22 protein-coding genes are annotated in these 19,126 nt (G+C 42.2%); all 22 read left to right on the top strand.

Annotation, left to right across the window (positions count from 1 at the left end; genetic code table 11):
* The 22 genes from ACKRAT_RS07255 (at position 1) to ACKRAT_RS07360 (ending at position 19,069) form a co-directional block, all read left to right on the top strand.
* Complete coding sequence (locus ACKRAT_RS07255; RefSeq protein WP_411841839.1) at positions 1–1,131, top strand: THUMP domain-containing class I SAM-dependent RNA methyltransferase; 1,131 nt, start codon at positions 1–3, stop codon at positions 1,129–1,131.
* Positions 1,132–4,506: a dynamin family protein gene (locus tag ACKRAT_RS07260; protein WP_411841840.1), complete on the top strand. Its 3,375-nt coding sequence runs from the start codon at positions 1,132–1,134 to the stop codon at positions 4,504–4,506.
* The gene (locus ACKRAT_RS07265) at positions 4,506–5,360 is read left to right on the top strand and encodes a sulfurtransferase (protein ID WP_411841841.1); all 855 of its coding nucleotides are present in this window, start codon (positions 4,506–4,508) and stop codon (positions 5,358–5,360) included. Before ACKRAT_RS07260 ends, ACKRAT_RS07265 begins: the two co-directional genes overlap by 1 nt.
* Positions 5,353–6,228, top strand: a complete 876-nt coding sequence (locus tag ACKRAT_RS07270; protein WP_411841842.1) for a 5'-3' exonuclease H3TH domain-containing protein — start codon at positions 5,353–5,355, stop codon at positions 6,226–6,228. Before ACKRAT_RS07265 ends, ACKRAT_RS07270 begins: the two co-directional genes overlap by 8 nt.
* A gap of 9 nt (positions 6,229–6,237) precedes the next feature.
* The gene (locus tag ACKRAT_RS07275) at positions 6,238–6,633 is read left to right on the top strand and encodes a ribonuclease HI family protein (protein WP_411841843.1); all 396 of its coding nucleotides are present in this window, start codon (positions 6,238–6,240) and stop codon (positions 6,631–6,633) included.
* 65 nt (positions 6,634–6,698) lie between these two features.
* On the top strand, positions 6,699–6,872 hold the full coding sequence (locus tag ACKRAT_RS07280; RefSeq protein WP_411841844.1) for a zinc-finger domain-containing protein: 174 nt from the start codon (positions 6,699–6,701) through the stop codon (positions 6,870–6,872).
* A 10-nt stretch (positions 6,873–6,882) separates the two neighbouring features.
* The gene (locus ACKRAT_RS07285) at positions 6,883–7,167 is read left to right on the top strand and encodes a NifU N-terminal domain-containing protein (RefSeq protein ID WP_411841845.1); all 285 of its coding nucleotides are present in this window, start codon (positions 6,883–6,885) and stop codon (positions 7,165–7,167) included.
* A 17-nt stretch (positions 7,168–7,184) separates the two neighbouring features.
* The gene (locus ACKRAT_RS07290) at positions 7,185–7,991 is read left to right on the top strand and encodes a virulence factor (RefSeq protein WP_411841846.1); all 807 of its coding nucleotides are present in this window, start codon (positions 7,185–7,187) and stop codon (positions 7,989–7,991) included.
* 1 nt (position 7,992) lies between these two features.
* The gene (locus ACKRAT_RS07295; RefSeq protein ID WP_411841847.1) at positions 7,993–8,430 is read left to right on the top strand and encodes a BrxA/BrxB family bacilliredoxin; all 438 of its coding nucleotides are present in this window, start codon (positions 7,993–7,995) and stop codon (positions 8,428–8,430) included.
* A 214-nt stretch (positions 8,431–8,644) separates the two neighbouring features.
* Complete coding sequence (locus tag ACKRAT_RS07300; protein ID WP_411841848.1) at positions 8,645–9,598, top strand: thymidylate synthase; 954 nt, start codon at positions 8,645–8,647, stop codon at positions 9,596–9,598.
* 12 nt (positions 9,599–9,610) lie between these two features.
* Positions 9,611–10,087, top strand: coding sequence for a dihydrofolate reductase (locus ACKRAT_RS07305; protein WP_411841849.1), 477 nt, complete (start codon positions 9,611–9,613; stop codon positions 10,085–10,087).
* Positions 10,088–10,105: 18 nt separating this feature from the next.
* Positions 10,106–10,648 carry a DUF2140 family protein gene (locus ACKRAT_RS07310; RefSeq protein ID WP_411841850.1) on the top strand — a complete coding sequence of 181 codons (543 nt, stop codon included), beginning with the start codon at positions 10,106–10,108 and terminating at the stop codon, positions 10,646–10,648.
* Positions 10,649–10,665: 17 nt separating this feature from the next.
* Entirely contained in the window at positions 10,666–11,187 is a 522-nt protein-coding gene (msrA, locus tag ACKRAT_RS07315; protein ID WP_411841851.1) for a peptide-methionine (S)-S-oxide reductase MsrA, read from the top strand.
* Between the two features lie 3 nt (positions 11,188–11,190).
* On the top strand, positions 11,191–11,616 hold the full coding sequence (msrB, locus tag ACKRAT_RS07320) for a peptide-methionine (R)-S-oxide reductase MsrB (RefSeq protein ID WP_411841852.1): 426 nt from the start codon (positions 11,191–11,193) through the stop codon (positions 11,614–11,616).
* Positions 11,617–11,662: 46 nt separating this feature from the next.
* Positions 11,663–12,163 carry a PTS glucose transporter subunit IIA gene (locus ACKRAT_RS07325; RefSeq protein ID WP_411841853.1) on the top strand — a complete coding sequence of 167 codons (501 nt, stop codon included), beginning with the start codon at positions 11,663–11,665 and terminating at the stop codon, positions 12,161–12,163.
* A complete protein-coding gene (locus tag ACKRAT_RS07330; protein WP_411841854.1) occupies positions 12,163–12,384 on the top strand; it encodes a YozE family protein in 222 nt (73 codons plus the stop codon). Before ACKRAT_RS07325 ends, ACKRAT_RS07330 begins: the two co-directional genes overlap by 1 nt.
* A 32-nt stretch (positions 12,385–12,416) precedes the next feature.
* The gene (deoD, locus tag ACKRAT_RS07335) at positions 12,417–13,130 is read left to right on the top strand and encodes a purine-nucleoside phosphorylase (protein WP_411841855.1); all 714 of its coding nucleotides are present in this window, start codon (positions 12,417–12,419) and stop codon (positions 13,128–13,130) included.
* 114 nt (positions 13,131–13,244) lie between these two features.
* A complete protein-coding gene (locus ACKRAT_RS07340; protein WP_411841856.1) occupies positions 13,245–14,894 on the top strand; it encodes a S41 family peptidase in 1,650 nt (549 codons plus the stop codon).
* 99 nt (positions 14,895–14,993) lie between these two features.
* Positions 14,994–16,070: an undecaprenyldiphospho-muramoylpentapeptide beta-N-acetylglucosaminyltransferase gene (locus ACKRAT_RS07345; RefSeq protein ID WP_411841857.1), complete on the top strand. Its 1,077-nt coding sequence runs from the start codon at positions 14,994–14,996 to the stop codon at positions 16,068–16,070.
* Positions 16,070–16,696 carry a phosphatase PAP2 family protein gene (locus ACKRAT_RS07350; RefSeq protein WP_411841858.1) on the top strand — a complete coding sequence of 209 codons (627 nt, stop codon included), beginning with the start codon at positions 16,070–16,072 and terminating at the stop codon, positions 16,694–16,696. Before ACKRAT_RS07345 ends, ACKRAT_RS07350 begins: the two co-directional genes overlap by 1 nt.
* 343 nt (positions 16,697–17,039) lie before the next feature.
* Positions 17,040–17,714 (top strand): response regulator transcription factor, encoded by a 675-nt coding sequence (locus ACKRAT_RS07355; RefSeq protein WP_411841859.1) that lies wholly within the window; start codon positions 17,040–17,042, stop codon positions 17,712–17,714.
* A complete protein-coding gene (locus ACKRAT_RS07360) occupies positions 17,711–19,069 on the top strand; it encodes an ATP-binding protein (RefSeq protein ID WP_411841860.1) in 1,359 nt (452 codons plus the stop codon). The genes ACKRAT_RS07355 and ACKRAT_RS07360 overlap by 4 nt, the downstream gene beginning before the upstream one ends.
* The last annotated feature ends 57 nt before the right edge of the window (positions 19,070–19,126 follow it).

The raw sequence follows: 19,126 nt of genomic DNA on the forward strand, positions 1-19,126 counted from the left end.
ATGGAATTTAAATTACTGGCAAATACACCGATGGGACTGGAAAGAGTAGTCGCTGACGAAATCGAATCACTCGGATATGAAACAACACTGGAGAATGGACGTGTATTTTTTGAAGGCAGTGAGGAAGCAATCATCAGAACAAACCTGATGATGCGCACCGCAGACCGCATCCGCATCATCATCGGCGATTTTGAAGTCTCCACATTTGATGAATTATTTGAAAAGACAAAAGCGCTGCCATGGTCGGATATCTTAGGGCCGAGTGCCGAATTCCCTGTCACCGGGCGTTCACATAAATCGACGCTCTACAGCGTCCCGGATGTACAGCGGATCGTTAAAAAAGCAGTGGTGGAACATCTGAAAGGCGAATTTAATATTAAAGGCAAGCTGCCCGAGACCGGACCGCGATATAAAATTGATGTCTCGATCCATAAAGACCGCGCACTGCTCACGATCGATACGAGCGGTCCTGCACTGCATAAGAGAGGGTACCGGACCGGACAGGGGGAAGCGCCGATCAAGGAAACTCTGGCGGCAGCCATGCTGAAGCTGGCAAATTATGACGGAAGCAAGCCGCTGATCGATCCTTTTGCCGGTTCAGGGACGATAGTGATAGAAGCGGCAATGATCGCACTTAACATCGCCCCGGGATCAAACAGGACGTTCGATGCCGAAAAATGGGATATCATCCCCGAAGAAGAATGGCGCAAAAAGCGCATGGCGCTCGAAGAAGCGGCGCTTTATGATAAAGAAGTGGAAATATATGCATCTGATATAGAAGAAAGAATGATCCAGATTGCGAGAGACAATGCCATGGAAGTCGGGCTGGATGACAATATCCAGTTTGAAGTGAAAGATGTCCATGATCTGTATATCAGGGAAGATTCTGTACAGATGGTGACGAATCCCCCATACGGTGAAAGGATCGGAGAAGCCAAAGCGGTTGAAGATATGTACAGGAAAGTCGGAAAGCTGATGAAAGGGAATCCGACACTGAGCGTATACCTTATGACATCCAGCAAGGAATTCGAGCATCTGGTCGGGCAGAAGGCGACCAAACGCAGAAAGTTATTCAATGGCTATATTGAAACGACATTCTTCCAATACTGGGGAAAGCGGGCTGAGGACTGATTGAAGAATTCATCCACACTTGAGATTTTATATAAACTTAAGAAAGAAATACTCAAATCAGATAATGATGTGCTGGTATCCCAGATTGACCATGCGATTATGAAGACATATAAAGATCAGCTTGTGTTTTCATTCATCGGCCATTATTCCGCGGGTAAATCCAGTCTGATCAACCACATGCTGAACCAGGATATCCTCCCGTCCTCCCCTGTGCCGACAACAAGCAATACCGTGTCGGTCCAGATCGGACAGTCGGAGGAAATCCAGGCCTTTGTCGATCAGTACAAATATATACCACTCGAGAGCTACGGGGCTTTAAGGGATCTGAATACCAGAGATCTGGATATAACTTCCATTGCCATGGATGTACGGCATCCCGTATTTAAAGAACGCACAGTATTCCAGGATACACCGGGTGTGGACTCCAGTACATCCAGTCATGAGGAAAGTGCCAGCCGCTTCCTTCTGAACAGTGATTACATATTCTTCACTGTGGAGTATAACCATGTCGAAAGTGAACACAACCTGAAACTGCTGAAAGAAATCTCCAACCTGGACATTCCATTTGCCCTGGTTATCAACCAGGTGGACAAACACGATGACAAAGAGCTTGCCATGGAAACATTCATCTCCCGTATCCGTTCGACACTCGGGCAATGGAGAATTGAGCCGGAGCATATTTTTACGACGACGATCTATGACTCCCCGTACAACGAAATCACTGAGATGACGCATTTGATCTCTGAAATTGAAAATGCACGGGAATCCTATCAGGCGGCCTACCACGCACGCATCATCGAAAATATTGAAGACAGGCAGAAACAATATATAGATGAGCAGCTTTCCGGGTATTATTCCAGGTGGCCGTCTGCTGAAGATAAGACGCTTGAGGATGTGGGGAGACACATCTCTTATTTGGAGACAGAAATTAAAAATGATGAGCTGGCCCGGCTTCACGATGATGCAGACGCTTTAGAGGAATACGTCAAAAACCGCTCCAGGGAAATTGCTAAAAACAGTTATCTGTATCCGCATTCGGTGAAAAGTGCCATTACGGATTTCCTGAAAGTGATGTCGGGGGATATACAGCCCGGCGGCCTCTTCGGTAAGAAAAAGAAGCAGGCGGCTCTGTTCACTGACTACCGCATGGCAATCGGCACGTCGATCGAACCGGTCATCAAAACGGAGATCGATGCTCCCGTCAACGGACTGTTCGGCGAGCTGGGATTAACCGGAAGCCCGTTCAGGTACGGCTGGGATGAATCCCTTCTGCATGAAGAGGAAATCACCACGCTGAGCAATACGTACATTTTAAATTACCTGGACAAGCTCAAACGCACGATGGAGAAGGATATTTCAAAACAGACGGTTGCACACTTCCGTACGCTGGATGCAGGCAATGTCCAAACGATGCAGTCGGATGATACGCCTGCCGCCGAGCTGAAAGAATACAGGGAAATCGAATCTCTTCTGAGACTGAAAGAATCAGTGGAAACGACGAACTACCGGCATTTCTACATCCATATGGACGATGAGCTGGATAAGTTGAATCTTACCGAACCGGTGCACTATGACTTCGGGGACACTGATATGGCAGAACCCCCCGCAGAGGCACAGTATCAGGCAGAAGATGAAACAGTGATCGATATTGCGCCGTTCAGAAGCGTCGGCACACTGCTTGAAGGCTACCCAAGACATGAGCGTTTTAAAAATGTATTCAAGGATAAGCTGGAGCGGATTGATGACGGGCTGGTGAACATCAGCGTGTTCGGCGGATTCAGTGCCGGAAAAACGACATTCATCAACGCACTGATGGGGGAATCCAGACTTAAGACGAGTCCCAACCCGACGACCGCCGCCATTACGGAAATCAATGATGCAGATGAAAGCTATGCGGTGTATAAGCGGGAAGCGGACCTGACGGATACACTTAAAGTCATTACGAACCAGGACGGTGAATCCGTCGGGGATTACATGCCCTGGATGAAGCGGCACCGCAACAGTGTCACGGAAGCCTACATGCCGTTTGTGAACGGCGTCTATCACAACTATGATGCCTACAAATCAAACTTAGGGGAAAAGACGCCGATACCGACAGACGATCTCATTTACAAGATCAGTTCGGATCATGATGCCATATTCATCCATAAGGCATTGCTGTCGATTAAAAATGATCTGACCGAGCGATTCACGATCGTCGACTCGCCGGGCATAAACTCCATCAACCAGCGGCATACGAAAGAGACGCACAATATTATCGCAAACAGCGACCTGATCGTCTATGTCTCCTACTATAACCATGTGTTCAGCCGTTCGGATGAAAGCTTCCTGAAGTACATCCAATCGATAAAAGGGAAAGATTTCCCGATCATTTTCGTAATAAATGCTGTGGACCTGATGCAGTCGGAAAGCGACAAGGAAAAAGTCGTCGACTATATGGCCGGGTCCCTGAGACGCCTCGAGATACAAAATGTGATTTTCCCGCTGTCCAGCAAGCGTGCGCTGGAAACAGGGGATGCAGGATTCAATGATGCAAAGACGGGCATCGTCACACTCGCCGAGAAAAATGCTGCGAAGATACAGCTGGCTTCACTCAAGGAAACACGTGCCCAGTTGGAAGCGGCATTGGAGAGTAATATCAGAAGATATAACAACCAGCAGGAAGAACTGGCCCATATCGAAAAGACGCGTGAAGCCGTCATGGAGAAACTGGAGGCCTTTACAGCGATGGATGTCGTGCCTTTATTGGACCAGGAAATTGATATCATCCATTCCCATATGGATAGACAGCTTGAACTAAAACTGTATGATCACCTCAAAGGGCTGGTCACCGTATCCGATATCGGCGACCGCAGGTATATGTCGAAAAACGCGGCGTTCCTGCGCAGCAACATCAATCAGTTTCTGAGTATAGAAGCGGCAACGGGCTTCAACGCCATTTACAGAAAAGCGGACGATGAACTGGAACAGATCATCAGACAGTTCAATGAGCGGCTGAAAGAAGCGAATACAGCGGAAGCTCTCGATAATCCTGCTGTAGATGAAGAGCAGCTCGAACTTTCCATAGACCCGCAGGTACTCATCCAGTATCAAAAGCCGCTGAACCAGGCGAGAAACAATACAAAAGCATTCAGGGACCAATTGCTGACCCTTTCATCCGAACTGGTCAAATCCATCAATCACGATGAAGTAAAGCAGCAGATGGAAAATATGGTCCGCAGCTATATGGCGCTTAAAGATGACTCCGCCGCAGACAGGATAGAGCAGCTGATGGCTTCGCTTAAGGAACCGCTGCCTGAAATCAGTGAAACCGACTACAGAGAAGATAAAGCACTGCTTGAAGCGATGAACAATATGGAAGAGGTGGAGGCATAATGATTATTAATGCGCGCTCTTTGAATAAGCTGGAGGGGTCGGGATTAATACTTGCCGACTGCAGAAATATCATGGATGACTCTGAAGCTTCGGCTGCGCTTGTCAATTCATCCCCTGTAAAACATTCGGTGCACATTAAACAGACGCCCTGGATGTATAATGCAGACGGGATTAACGGCGGCCGTCATCCAGTGCCCAAAGCCGGCGTGATCGATACGCTGTATCACGCTTTAAGGAATGGGGATAATGAAGCGGTGCTGTTTGCAGATAAAAACAGCTTTTTCCATACGCGCCTTTATTACCTGTTTCAGCTGTACGGCCATAAATCCTGCTTGTGGAACGACTCCATGGAGAAATTAGAGCAGGCAATGGCAGGCAGGAAGACCGACGACAAGTCGATTGATGCCATCAGCATCCAGGCTGACATCAGAACACCAGCCGCTGATATTTACCGTTCCATGCCGGATGTGCAATCACGTCTCGGCAAATCGAACACTCTTTTAGTCGATGTAAGGTCCAGGGAGAGATACCTCGGACTGGAAGAACCCATCGATCCGGTCAAGGGACATATCCCCGGCGCGGTCAATATTCCGACTCCGGCAATATATAAGGATGGGGTGATTGATTTTAGCGCGCTTGAATATTTAAGGAATGATTTCACCAAATACGAAGAGATCATCGTCTATTGCGGTTCTGGAATGAGCGCGACACCGATGTTCGTATTACTCAGCGAGATGGGCCTCCCTGTGAAACTTTACGGGGGCAGCTTCTCCGAATGGATTACAGATGACAGTAATGGCATTGAAACCGGAGATACACCGCTGAATGAAAGGATGAGCAGAACACATGGATAAAGATAAGACATTAGTCATAGACGGGATGGCACTCCTGTTCCGCCACTTCTATGCAACCAGTTTCCGCAATCAGTTCATGGTCAACGAGGCGGGGGTGCCCACAAATGGCATCCAGGGCATGATCCGGCATACGCTCAAGCTCATTGAAATACTGAAACCGGAAAGAATGGTCATCACCTGGGATATGGGGTCCGAGACAATCCGGAATGAATGGTTCAAGGATTATAAGAAGAACAGGACGGCACCGCCGGAAGAACTGATTCCCCAATTCGATTATGTCAAAGAAGTCATTGATGACATCGGCTTCTGCCAGACCGGTATCAAAGGTTATGAAGCGGATGATATCATCGGAACTTTATCAGTGAAGTATGATGACCTTATCATCGTCAGTGGTGATCGTGACCTGCTTCAGCTGCTCGACGGCACAAATGATATTTGGCTGACGAAAAAGGGCTTTACAGAATATAATATATATACGAAATCTTTATTCGAAGATCAATATGGCATCAATCCCAGCCAGTTTGTGGATGTCAAAGCATTGATGGGGGATCCGGGGGACGGATATTATGGTGTCAAGGGCATCGGCGAGAAAACGGCGCTTAAGCTCATTCGTGAATACGGGAGTATTGAGCAGCTTCTTTTAAACCTTGATACACTCACACCGTCTGTCAGTTCCAAAATAGAAGCGGATAAGGTCTCTCTTGAAATGTCTCTGCGTCTGGCACAGATCATTACGGATGTGCCGATTGACATCGATCTGGTGGAAACCAAATCTCCGCTGTCCATAAATCCGGCCCATATCAAATCTGTTTTGGATCACCATCATTTATCCATAAGCAGTAAATACGTAAACAGCCTGGATATATAACTGACTGTCATGACAATGGTCTATATTGATGCAGCCGCATCAGCAAACCCGAAACTGGCAGCCGGAGCAGTCGTATTTAAAGAAGCGGGTGAGTCTTTGGAGTATACAATCTTCCTCGGTGAAATGGATAACCATGAAGCGGAGTGGGCGGCATTATTGTTCGCTGTGGAAAAAGCGGTGGAGAATCGTTTCGTTTCCCTTATCATCCATACCGATTCCAAAGTGATTTCCGACAGTTTTGATAAAAAATTCGTAAAACATCCTGTATTTAAGCGGTATTACAATAAAATTTCCAAACAAATGGACTTCTTTCAATTATTCCTGGTCAGCTGGACACCGCGTAAACAAAACAGACGTGCAGATGAACTTGCCAAGGAAACACTATATAAACACAAGAAAGGATGATTCCGGGAGGAACATCCTTTTTTTATCGATGCTGATTATGTATAATTGATTAAGGAGGTTGAAATGTGAATATCGAAGTTTTGGAGAAAATAAATAATATTGAAGAGAAATATTGTCGTGACTGCATCCTCAAAAATCTCAACCGACAACAGGGGAGCAAAACGACTGCACATAATTTCTGTATACATGAATGCTCCGTAGGTAAACAAATACGGGCACATGGCAACAATTTGCAATAGGAGGATTATAATGGAAATTGTAAGAATTGAACCCACACCAAGTCCGAACACTATGAAAATCACTGTAAGTGAAGAGAAAGCCGAGATGAAATCATCTACTTATAAAGAGGTGTCTGATGATGCCCCTGATTTTATCAATCACATTTTAGAGCTTGAAGATATTAAGAGTGTGTTCCATGCACTTGATTTCATCTCAGTGGATAAATCTCCGAAAGTGGATTGGGAAACTTTAATCCCCCGGATTGAAGAAACTTTCGAAGGCGGCACAGAAGACGTAAAAAAAAACTTGAATTAGAAACACCATACGGTGAAGTGACCACTCAGGTACTCACTTTTAAAAACATTCCGTATCAAATCAAACTGAACGATGGAGAAGAGCACCGCAGACAGCTGCCGGAACGCTTCGTCAATGCTGTAAGCGCAGCGACACTCAGTGAGGACAACATCATTCTGCTCCGCAAATGGGAAGACTATGGCATTCGTTACGGTGAACCGGAAGATATATTCGTGGAATTGTCAGAGGAAATAGAAGCCCTCTACAATGCAGAACGTCTCAATCAACTAATAGAAGAGGCAAAAAACAAAAAGACGCCGGAACCTAAACAATACTTTAAAGTATCGCTGTCAGATTTCCGTTCAAAAGAGGACTGGAAAGAAAGACTCTGGCTCCTGGACCACATGGAGACACCGACGCAGGACGATTATGAAGTGCTGGGCATTGCGTTGGAGGATGAGAAGATGCAGGTCCGCAGGGAAGCAGTGAGTCTGCTTGCCATGATTGAAGAGAAAGAAACGCTGCCGTATTTAAGAACCGGGTTGAATGATAAATCCGTACCGGTCAGACGTACTGCAGGTGATGCATACAGTGATCTAGGCTATGCGGAAGGATTGCCTGATATGTATAAGGCGCTCGGAGATAAAAGTCCGATAGTACGCTGGCGTGCAGCGATGTTCATTTATGAAACCGGCACAGAGGAAAGTCTGCCTCACTTGAAGGCATATCAGAATGACAGTCAGTATGATGTCAGACTCCAAATAGAAATGGCCATTGCCAGAATTGAACAGGGTGAAGAGGCGCTCGGGAGCGTCTGGAAACAGATACAGGAAAGGGAGCGTTAAAATGAATCCATATGATGCTTATATGAAAGAAATAGCAGAACCTATGCGCAATGAATTGACAAATCAGGCGTTTGAAGATTTAACGTCCTCTGACTCGGTCGACCGGTTCATGGGAAACATCGGGGAGGATGAAACAGCGTTTGTTGTTGTAAACAGCGTATGCGGATGCGCAGCCGGCCTTGCCAGACCCGCTGCTGTTACAGTGGCAGATCAGAACCCGGTCAAACCGAATAAAAAAGCGACTGTATTTGCCGGTCAGGACAAAGAAGCCACAGAGAAAATGCGCGAATATATCGGACAGGTGCCATCCAGTCCTTCCATGGCACTATTTAAAGGACAGGATCTTGTCCATTTCATCCCCCGAGAACACATTGAAGGCAGAGAGATTGAAGATATCATGATGGATATTAAAGAAAGTTTTGACAAAAACTGTTCATAAAAAAACAGGAAAGGCCCGGCCTTTCCTGTTTTTTATCCACCGATTAAATTATTCGTATATGCACATAGAAACCATATAAAAAGCTAATAGCATCAGACCGATCACCATAAGAATTTCCATAAGCCACTCTCCAAACAATTATGATTGTAATGTTTTATAATTAATTCATATCAATTATATATAAAGAATGAAGAAAAAGAAAGAGGGGGATTGCATGAATCACTTCGATGCCGCCTATCACAACCTGCTTGAGAAAATATTAGACGAGGGCCAGTACAAAGATGACCGGACAGGAACAGGCACATATTCCATTTTCGGCCACCAGTTAAGGTTTAATATGAATGACGGCTTCCCGATGCTGACGACGAAGAAAGTTTTCTTCAAAATGCTGGCCACTGAGCTCGTATGGTTCATAAGAGGGGACACCAATATAAAATTTCTTCTTAAATACAACAACAATATCTGGAATGAATGGGCATTTAAAAACTGGGTGGAGTCAAGTGAATACACCGGCCCGGACATGACGGATTTCGGTAACCGTGCGCTGCAGGATGAATCTTTCAATGCAGTGTACAAAGAGGAAATGGAAAAGTTTAAAACACGTATTCTTGAAGATGATGCATTTGCGGAAAAATTCGGAGACCTCGGTAATGTATACGGCAGACAATGGCGGGCATGGGAAGGTCCGGATGGTTCATTTACAGACCAGCTTAAAAATGTCGTGGAGAGTATCAAGAACAATCCTGATTCGAGAAGGCATATCGTCACTGCATGGAACCCGGCTGAAATCGATTCGATGGCACTGCCGCCGTGTCATGCCTTCTTCCAGTTCTATGTAAATGACGGCAAGCTCAGTCTGCAATTGTACCAAAGAAGCGCAGATGTATTTTTAGGTGTTCCGTTCAACATTGCAAGCTATGCTTTACTACTCCATCTGGTTGCAAGGGAATGTAATCTCGAACCTGCTGATTTCGTCCATACATTCGGGGATGCACATATTTACAGCAACCATCTGGATGCCGTGAACACGCAGCTCACGAGAGAAAGCTATCAAGCACCTTCTCTCAGAATCAATACGGATAAATCGATGTTCGATATCGAATACGAAGACCTGGAAGTGGTGGATTATGAATTTCATCCGTACATCAAGGCACCCATCGCAGTATAGGAGGTAACAACAGTGGTATCATTAATAGTATGTCATGCAAATCAGAATGTCATCGGTTTTAAAAACAAGATGCCCTGGCATCTTCCGGTTGACTTAAAGCACGTTAAAAGATTAACCGAAGGCAACACAATCGTCATGGGAAGGAATACTTTCGAGTCACTCGGCAGACCACTTCCGAAACGTAGAAACGTTGTACTTACGACTAATAAAGATTTTGAAGCCGGAGGCGTGGATATTATTCACGGAATAGAGGAGATAAAAAACCTTTCTGGAAAAATTTTTATATTCGGCGGCAGCGGAGTATATCAGCAAACGATGGATCTAGTTGATGAGATGTATGTCACACGCATTTATGAAACATTCGCGGGTGACACATTTTTCCCTGACTATGACCTTGATGAATGGGAAGTTGCTGCCAGGGAAGCAGGCACGGTTGACGAGAAAAATAAATACCGACATGAATTTCTGAAATTGATCAGAAAAAATTAATATGCGGATGTGTTGCGGATGAAAATTTGGAAATGGTTATTCTTCAGTCTTTTGCTGCTTAACATCTTAATCATCATCGGTTTGATTTTTTTGCTGAGCAGAAGCTATGAAACACCAGAAAAAGAAGATAATTATTCCGGAGATGAATCGGGTATAGAGGTAAAGATGACAAATGATGCGGTCCAGGATCTCATCATGGATGCTGTAGGAAAAGAAAGTATCGCGATAGATATAAGTGAGTCGGGGATTGACCTCGTATCAAGCAATACCATATATGGACTGAATATCGACACTTCATTTAATCTTGAGCCTGTTTCTACAGGTGATACAATAGTATTTGAAGTAACAAAAATCGATATAGCAAATATTCCTCTGTCACAGAATGCACTTTATACAATCATTCGTTCTCAAAGCGATTTGCCGGAAGGTATTTCATTTTCTGAAAACGAACGTGCTTTAGTGATTGATACAGCTTTATTTGTCGAAGTTGTTGGTTTTGATGTTAAAGTCGATTCAATTGATTATGAAAATAATGAGTGGTATTTTTCAATGAAAAGATAATAGATGAGGTGATTTATTTGGCAACAGCAACATTGGCAGGAGGATGCTTTTGGTGCCTGGTAAAACCGTTTGACCAGTTTGATGGTGTAAACAGTGTGGTTTCCGGGTACTCCAACGGGCACGTGGAAAATCCTTCTTATCAGGAAGTATCTACAGGCACAACTGGACATGTAGAAGCAGTACAGATTGATTTTGATGAGTCGGTAATGTCTTATAAAGAACTATTGGAGATTTTCTTTAAAACTTTCGACCCGACAGACAGCAGCGGGCAATTTGGCGATAGAGGCCCAATGTATGAACCGGCAGTCTTCTATCACGATGAAGCACAAAAAGAAACGGCAGAGTCTGTCATAGACGAATTAGATAAACAGAAAGTATTCAGCAAACCGATAAACACACCTGTATTACCATACAAAAACTTTTATCGGGCAGAAGAGGAGCACCAGGATTTTTATCAGACAAATAGTGCGCATTATAATGCGTATTATAAAGGGTCGGGAAGAAAATCTTTCGTCGAAAATCATTGGGGAGTGAATTAATATATGACAATTAAGAAAGATATTGATAATCTGTCACAGGCAGAGTTTAACGTAATGAAAGAAAACGGGACAGAACCTCCTTTCCAAAATGAATATTGGGATCATTATGAAGATGGGTTATACGTTGACAAAATAAGTGGCAAGCCATTATTTACTTCACGGGATAAATTTGCATCCGACTGCGGTTGGCCGAGCTTTGCAAAAACCGTGTCTGAAGAAGTAACCGAACACTTTGATGATTCGTTCGGTATGAGGCGCACAGAAGTCAGGAGTGAAGCTTCTGACAGCCACCTGGGACATTTGTTCCCGGATGGACCACAGGAACTTGGCGGTCTCCGCTATTGCATCAACTCGGCTGCACTTACTTTTATCCCTAAAGCAGAACTTGAGGATAAAGGCTACGGTGAGTATCTTCGTTTATTTGACTGATTAAAGGTTATGATATATAAGACAACAAAAACAGGAGATGAAGCTAATGTTTAAAAACCTATTCGGAAAGAAAGATGAAACAGACAAAAACTCGGAAATTAAAAGTCCAATGAATGGAAGTTATGTGCCACTAGAAGAAATCCCCGATCCTGTATTTGCAGAAAAAATGATGGGTGAAGGTTTCGGTATTGAGCCGACAGACGGTGTAGTTGTAGCACCGGTTTCAGGAGTAATAATGCAGGTATTCCCTACAAACCATGCTATAGGCATAAAAACAGACAATGGCATCGAGGTTCTAATCCATATTGGGCTTGAGACTGTTGCTATGGAAGGTAAGGGATTCGAAGGTTTTGTTTCCGAAGGAGACAGAGTTGAAGCAGGAGATAAGCTGGTTACCTTTGATATCGATCTTGTAAAGGAAGAAGCTAACAGCACTATTTCACCGGTTATCATCACTAACAGTGACGAATTAGAGTCATTTAATATTGAGTCTGTTACTGAAGCTGTAAAAGGTGAAACAGTCATAGTTAACGCAACTATCAAATAATGAAAAATTATTCCTACTATCACTATATCAAAACGCGACGGGGCGAAAGATCCGACATTGGGCGTCTTGCTGTTTTGGTCTTTGAAGACACTATGTTTCCGAAGGATGCACAGGATTATTCTGAAGTATCGGATTATCTTGAACGCCACCCCTATGAAGGCATGCCTCTGACTGTCTATGATGAATCCTTCGAAGATTATAGGAATTGGCTGCAGCATTAAATTAATATACGAAACCAAAGGAGAACAGAAATATGAGTATTCACATCAACGCAAAAAAAGGCGACATCGCAGATACTATTTTACTACCAGGGGATCCGCTAAGAGCAAAATATATTGCTGAAACTTTCCTTGATGATGTTGTATGTTATAACGAAGTTCGTAATATGCTTGGCTTTACAGGTTACTATAAAGGCAAACGTATTTCTGTACAAGGTACAGGTATGGGTGTACCATCTATTTCCATTTACATTCACGAACTCATGGAAGAATACGGTGTCAAAAACCTGATTCGGGTTGGAACCTGCGGTGCGATTCAAAAGGATGTTAAAGTCCGAGACGTTATTTTAGCTCAAAGTGCATCCAGTGATTCTTACCAAAACAGAAAGCTTTTCAAAAATATTGAATATGCACCAACTTCTGACTTTGAACTGCTTCTTTCAAGCTACAATGAAGCGATGAAGAAAGGATTGCAGGTTAAAGTAGGTAACGTCTTTACAGCAGACTCTTTCTATGATGAAAACGGCGACATTGAACAACTTGCCAAATACGGTGTACTTGCGCTTGAGATGGAATCCAGCGCACTTTTCACAATCAGTAAAAAGTTTGATGCACGTGCACTTTCAATCTTAACTGTTTCTGATCATGTACTTACTGGCGAAGCAACTTCAAGTGAAGAACGCCAAACAACATTCAATGAAATGATTGAAGTAGCACTTGAGGCATCTGTCCCATTTATAGAAGAATAAAAGCTACTGGACCGGAGCAGGAAGGTTTATTCCTTTCTGTTCTTTTTCTTTAAATTTAATACATAAACTGGTAAACTATTATTTAATTATTCAAGTAGAAATTAGGTGTGAATTTTGAATGAGGATCACAAAAATGAAAAATCAGTCGAAGGTGGCGGACGCCGCATAAGTATCAAATTATTCTGGTTCATCATTATCATACTTACAGCTGTACTCTCTACAGCTATCGTGACAGCCCTGAGCCTGGAAGCTGGTTCAGAAAAAGCTGTCAATGTGGGGACAGATACTAGAAGTGAGTTTGCTAAACTTTATAATGTTTATGACACTATCACTTCAGAATACTATAAAGATACAGATAGAAATGCTTTAATTGAATCATCCATTGAAGGAATGGTTGAAGGACTTGATGATCCTTACAGTGAATACATGAATAAGGATGAGACAGCCGAATTCCAGGAATCAGTCACAGGAGACTTTGAAGGTATCGGTGCCGAAGTGATGCAGGAAGGCAACCGCATCGTCATTACTTCCCCAATGAAAGGTTCCCCGGCAGAACAAGCCGGTATCGAACCGGGGGATCAGATTATCGCTGTAGATGGGGAATCCATCGAAGGAATGACTACTCATGAAGCAGTACAGCTTATTCGTGGAGAAAAAGGGACGGATGTTGTCCTCACCATTGTCCGCGGGGACAGTGAACCAATGGAAATTTCAATTACACGTGACACAATCCATATTGAAAGTGTGACATATGATGTGGTCGATGGTGTCGGTCACATCAGTGTCAACAGATTCCAGCAGGGGACAACCGAAGAATTTGAAAAGAGCTTGAATCAAGCTGCTGAAGATGACGTTGAAGATGTTATTATTGACTTCCGTTATAATCCGGGTGGTTTGTTGGATGAAGCTGTAGCCATGATTAACCAGTTTATCGATAAAGGACAGACAGCACTTTACCTCGAAGACAATTCAGGTGAAAGAACTGAAATTGTAACAAATGGGGAATCGAACCCAAGTACAGAAGATATGAATGTATATATATTGATTAATGAAGGGTCTGCAAGCGCATCTGAAGTATTTACCGGAGCGATGAATGACTTGAACGACGTAACTATTGCTGGTACACGATCATTTGGTAAAGGAGTTGTACAAAGAACGAAAGAATTTGGCGATAACTCCATGCTCAAGTACACGAACACCAAGTGGCTTACACCCGAGGGTAACTGGATTCATGAAAAAGGAATCACACCAGATATAAAACTTGTTAACCCGGACTATTATAGAGTTGAAATGCTTGGAGAAGAGGAAGTTTATACCGAAGGCCAATCCCATGAAAAAGTGACTTCCATTAAAGTGGCGTTGGACACGCTCGGATACCAAGTGGATAATTTCAATACGACTTTCAGTCCTGCACTTACAAATGCCGTTCTAAATTTCCAAAGTGAACATAATTTAGAACAGACAGGCGATGTTACAGGTGAAACATCAGTAGCTTTAATGAGTGAGATGAGAAAATACATCAATGAAAATGATGCGCAGCTAAACTATCTGGTTGATTACATCAATGAAGAGCACACTAAAGAAGAGATTGAAAGACGCGCGGCTGAAAATGCAAAACACATTAAAGTCGAACGCATTAATCCAGACGAGGAATCTGAAGGAGAATCCGAAGGAACTTCCGAGGAAGTTCCGGAAGATAGTCCCGAGGAATCTTCCGATGAAGAAACGACTGAGGAAACTCCTGAAGATCAGGAAACAGAATAACATTAAAGCCGCATGGACATAAATGTTTATGCGGCTTTATATTGTACAAATAAGATAAATAGTTTAAAGTATTTAGAATAATAGAGTATGGAGGAAATTATGGATTCAAAAAAGAGAAAAGTAGTTCTCACAGGAGGAGGCACTGTGGGGCATGTAATGCTTAATAAGCTTCTAATTCCCGGACTGTATAATAGAGATATTGAACCCGTATATATTGGTTCCAAGAAGGGTATAGAAAAAGAAATAATCAGCGCAACTTCAATTAAATATTTCAACATTTCCAGCGGGAAATTAAGACGTTATATTTCAATGGAAAATGCTAAAGATTTTTTTAAAGTATTAAAAGGGATTCTTGATGCCAGAAAAATTTTAAAAAGGGAACAGCCTGAGTTTGTTTTTTCAAAAGGCGGATTTGTAAGTGTCCCTGTTGTATTAGCTGCAAAGTCTCTTAACATCCCTGTCTATATACATGAATCGGATATTACACCAGGGCTTGCGAATAAAATAGCGAGTAAATTTGCAACCAGAATATTTGTTACATTTAAAAAGACACTCGATTATCTACCAGATAAAAAATCTGAATACCTTGGCCCTGTAATCCGGGATGAACTAAAAAGAGGATACTCAAGCATCGGTTATGAAATTACGCATTTCAATCCGGAAAAACCAATCATGTTGATCATGGGAGGTTCCCTGGGTTCGAAATCGATTAATCAATTCGTCAGAAACAACTTGGATGCACTTCTGGATGAATGGCAGATCATCCATCTCTGTGGTCACGGGAACAACGAATCCTCCCTTGAAAGAGAAGGTTACAAACAATTCGAATTTGTTAAAAGGGAGCTGTCCCATTTGATAAGGATTTCGGATTTGATTGTTGGCCGCAGTGGATCGAATGCGATATATGAGTTTTTGCTCAATGAAAAGCCCATGATTCTTATTCCTTTGCCTCTTTCACAAAGCAGGGGAGATCAAATGGAAAATGCTCAATTCTTTAAAGAAAAAGGATATGCAGAAGTGATTCAGGAAAATGAATTAAGTTTGACGAAATTTAGGGAAAGCGCATCTAGAATAGAAAACAACAGAGGCGAAATCATCGCAAGAATGAAGGCGTTTGAAGGAGGATTTAAGCCTGAAGACCTTGTCGATCGACTGCTCAGCAAGGAGGAAAAATAGTGAGTCGTATAAAGAAACTATCATTATTTCTCGTATTCACACTAATATTTGGCGTCATTGCTTACTTTCATGAATCCAGAGTTGGCAAATGGATTGATACTGAAGTCTACGAATTCATATATGCATCTGAAAGTTTCATAACAACAGCGCTTATGCTTGGGTTTACACAAGTAGGGGAAGTATTATCAATGGTGATATTATCTTTGATAATGATCACTATTCTAATGCTGTACAAGCTTGAGTTTCATACACTTTTTCTGATTGTCGCCATGCTTGCCAGCAGTATTTTAATTCCTGTAACGAAAAAATCTTTTGATAGAGAAAGACCTTCTTTACTAAGGCTTATTGATATTACAGGATTCAGTTTTCCCAGCGGCCATGCAATGGGATCAACAATATTTTTTGGTTCTATGATGACCCTTGTTAAGAACAGCGGACTTCATAATAAAGGCATCTTATATGCTTTATGTGGTTTCTTCATACTCATGATTTCATCCTCAAGAGTCTATCTTGGTGTTCACTATCCAACTGATGTTATCGCGGGAATTGTTGCCGGAACAGCGGTTGTAGTGGCAACAGCATTAATTTTTCATAAAAAACTTGACACCTGGCATATTAGTGGATAGAATGTAATTGAAAATGATTATCAATGAGAATGAATAAGCCCCCCTTATTTAAAAGATCATTTTCAAACCAGAGGAATATATCCAACACAAATACGGCAACGTCCAAAATTATGGGCGTTGCTTTTTTATTATGCAATTATGATAAATAATCATAAGAGAATACTCCATTATTGATGAAGAGTCTCCGGCTTTTTAAACAAATTATTAATTAAGTGCAAAGTTGTATGATAGAAACAGCGAATACTTTAATAAACTGACATATAGCATCCCGCTATGCATTTTATTTTTTCCATAAAACACTTAAAATGATATGATATGAAAAACAAAAGATAGGAAGATGAGTATGAAACACATTTTGGTTGTTGAGGATGAAATCAATCTCGCACGCTTCATAGAATTGGAGCTTGTTCACGAAGGTTATTCCGTGACGCTATCTGATAACGGTTCCGATGGCCTGGAAAAGGCTCTGGATAATGATTATGAATGTATTCTTCTTGATTTAATGCTGCCTGAACTTAACGGTCTTGAAGTATGCAGAAGAATAAGAAAAATCAAAGATGTGCCGATTGTAATCATTACAGCAAAAGGGGAAACATATGATAAGGTCGTCGGTCTTGATTACGGAGCGGATGATTACATTGTCAAACCTTTTGAAATAGAAGAACTTCTCGCAAGAATCCGTGTGATTATGAGACGTACTGCAAACTCGGAGGACAAACAGGAAGTTTTGACCCTGCATGGCATTTCCATTGATACTTCCGCCTACCGAGTCACAATCGACAGTAAGGATATTGAACTTACCAAGACAGAATATGAGCTGCTTCATTTATTGGTTAAAAATGTTGGCATCGTTCTTCAGAGGGAAACAATTCTAAATCATGTTTGGGGATATGAAAGTGAGGTAGAGACAAATGTTGTTGACGTATATATCAGATACCTGCGCAATAAATTAAAACCGTTTGATAAACATAAACTCATTGAAACGGTCCGCGGGGTAGGATATGTGATCCGGTCATGAACAGAAATTCGTTAAAATACAAATGGCTGAAACTGTCGACACTCATCATTACGATAACTTATTTGATATTCAGCTCTTTACTTATTTATTTTACGAGCGTTTACTTAAAAGACCAAGAAGATCGTTCACTGAAAAGGAGTCTTGAAGAGCTGGAATCATTGTATGAATCCCAACCGATAAATACAATTGCACAAAATGAGATATACTCAAGCCTCTATGACAGGCAGAAAATGATTCTCTATACCCAGGGTGGGGATGTTGTCTACAGTGCAACCACAGGTGTACCTATGGACCTGGAGAGTGAATTTGAACCTGTTTTTGAGAGAGAGATATCCCAGATGGAAACAAATGAGACCAGTTACCTGATTGGCAGGGTAAATATCGAATCCCAATACTGGGACGGTTACTTATCGGTAATCCACCCCCTGGACTCCTATAACTCTGTAATAAGAATGATGATGTTTATCGCTGTAATCGTTGGTTTTCTGTCTATACTGTTTACATCAATCATCAGTTATTTTTTCTCGACACAAATGGTAAAGCCCATCAGGAGCATAGCTAATCAATTGAAAAGGATAGAATCAGAAGGCTTCTCAGAACGTTTGAAGTTAAGAACCGATACTGAGGAAACAGATTACATGGTGGAATCGTTCAATCATATGATGGATTCACTTGAAGAATCTTATAATCAGCAAAAACAGTTTGTAGAAGATGCTTCACACGAACTCAGGACTCCGCTTCAAATCATTCAGGGACACTTGAAATTAATTAGCAGGTGGGGTAAGCATAAGCCTGAAGTACTGGATGAATCCCTGAATATATCCATAGATGAGCTAAAGCGGATTAACAAGCTCGTTGAAGAACTATTACTCCTGACTAAAAATGATGGCAAAATGAATGATATCAGGGATGAAATCGATATTAACGAAGAAATTAGAAGCCGCGTTAATTCAATGCAAAAAGTGCATCCGGATTATACATTTTCTCTGGATCTTGAAAAATCACCAATTAAGTTCCTGATAAATTCCTATCATTTGGAACAGATGCTCATTATCTTTTTAGATAATGCCATAAAATATGACACTGACAAAAAGCACATTATCGTGACGACTGAAAAGAAAGATGATTATTTCGACATCTCTATCATGGATCATGGTATTGGTATTCCCCAAGATGAAATTGATGCTATTTTCAATAGGTTTTACAGAGTAGATAAATCCAGGAGCAGGCAGCAGGGCGGCAATGGTCTTGGACTTTCAATCGCTAAAAAATTAATTGAGAACTATAAGGGAAACGTATGGTTAGAAAGTAAAGAGGGTAAATTTACAAAAGTAACGATGAGATTCCCGAGATAATTGATCATATTGTGACTTTTACTGCTACAATTCGCTTTAAAACAGTATGTCTTAATG

Origin of the sequence: Salinicoccus sp. HZC-1, from assembly GCF_046736035.1 — a bacterium.
Taxonomy (GTDB): domain Bacteria; phylum Bacillota; class Bacilli; order Staphylococcales; family Salinicoccaceae; genus Salinicoccus.

Excerpts from the sequence above, each read along its gene's own strand:
- ACKRAT_RS07255 (WP_411841839.1), top strand. The coding sequence starts at position 1 with ATGGAATTTAAATTACTGGCAAATACACCGATGGGACTGGAAAGAGTA.
- ACKRAT_RS07265 (WP_411841841.1), top strand. The coding sequence starts at position 4,506 with ATGATTATTAATGCGCGCTCTTTGAATAAGCTGGAGGGGTCGGGATTA.
- ACKRAT_RS07270 (WP_411841842.1), top strand. The coding sequence starts at position 5,353 with ATGGATAAAGATAAGACATTAGTCATAGACGGGATGGCACTCCTGTTC.
- ACKRAT_RS07275 (WP_411841843.1), top strand. The coding sequence starts at position 6,238 with ATGACAATGGTCTATATTGATGCAGCCGCATCAGCAAACCCGAAACTG.
- ACKRAT_RS07285 (WP_411841845.1), top strand. The coding sequence starts at position 6,883 with ATGGAAATTGTAAGAATTGAACCCACACCAAGTCCGAACACTATGAAA.
- ACKRAT_RS07295 (WP_411841847.1), top strand. The coding sequence starts at position 7,993 with ATGAATCCATATGATGCTTATATGAAAGAAATAGCAGAACCTATGCGC.
- ACKRAT_RS07300 (WP_411841848.1), top strand. The coding sequence starts at position 8,645 with ATGAATCACTTCGATGCCGCCTATCACAACCTGCTTGAGAAAATATTA.
- ACKRAT_RS07310 (WP_411841850.1), top strand. The coding sequence starts at position 10,106 with ATGAAAATTTGGAAATGGTTATTCTTCAGTCTTTTGCTGCTTAACATC.
- msrB (WP_411841852.1), top strand. The coding sequence starts at position 11,191 with ATGACAATTAAGAAAGATATTGATAATCTGTCACAGGCAGAGTTTAAC.
- ACKRAT_RS07325 (WP_411841853.1), top strand. The coding sequence starts at position 11,663 with ATGTTTAAAAACCTATTCGGAAAGAAAGATGAAACAGACAAAAACTCG.
- ACKRAT_RS07330 (WP_411841854.1), top strand. The coding sequence starts at position 12,163 with ATGAAAAATTATTCCTACTATCACTATATCAAAACGCGACGGGGCGAA.
- deoD (WP_411841855.1), top strand. The coding sequence starts at position 12,417 with ATGAGTATTCACATCAACGCAAAAAAAGGCGACATCGCAGATACTATT.
- ACKRAT_RS07345 (WP_411841857.1), top strand. The coding sequence starts at position 14,994 with ATGGATTCAAAAAAGAGAAAAGTAGTTCTCACAGGAGGAGGCACTGTG.
- ACKRAT_RS07355 (WP_411841859.1), top strand. The coding sequence starts at position 17,040 with ATGAAACACATTTTGGTTGTTGAGGATGAAATCAATCTCGCACGCTTC.
- ACKRAT_RS07360 (WP_411841860.1), top strand. The coding sequence starts at position 17,711 with ATGAACAGAAATTCGTTAAAATACAAATGGCTGAAACTGTCGACACTC.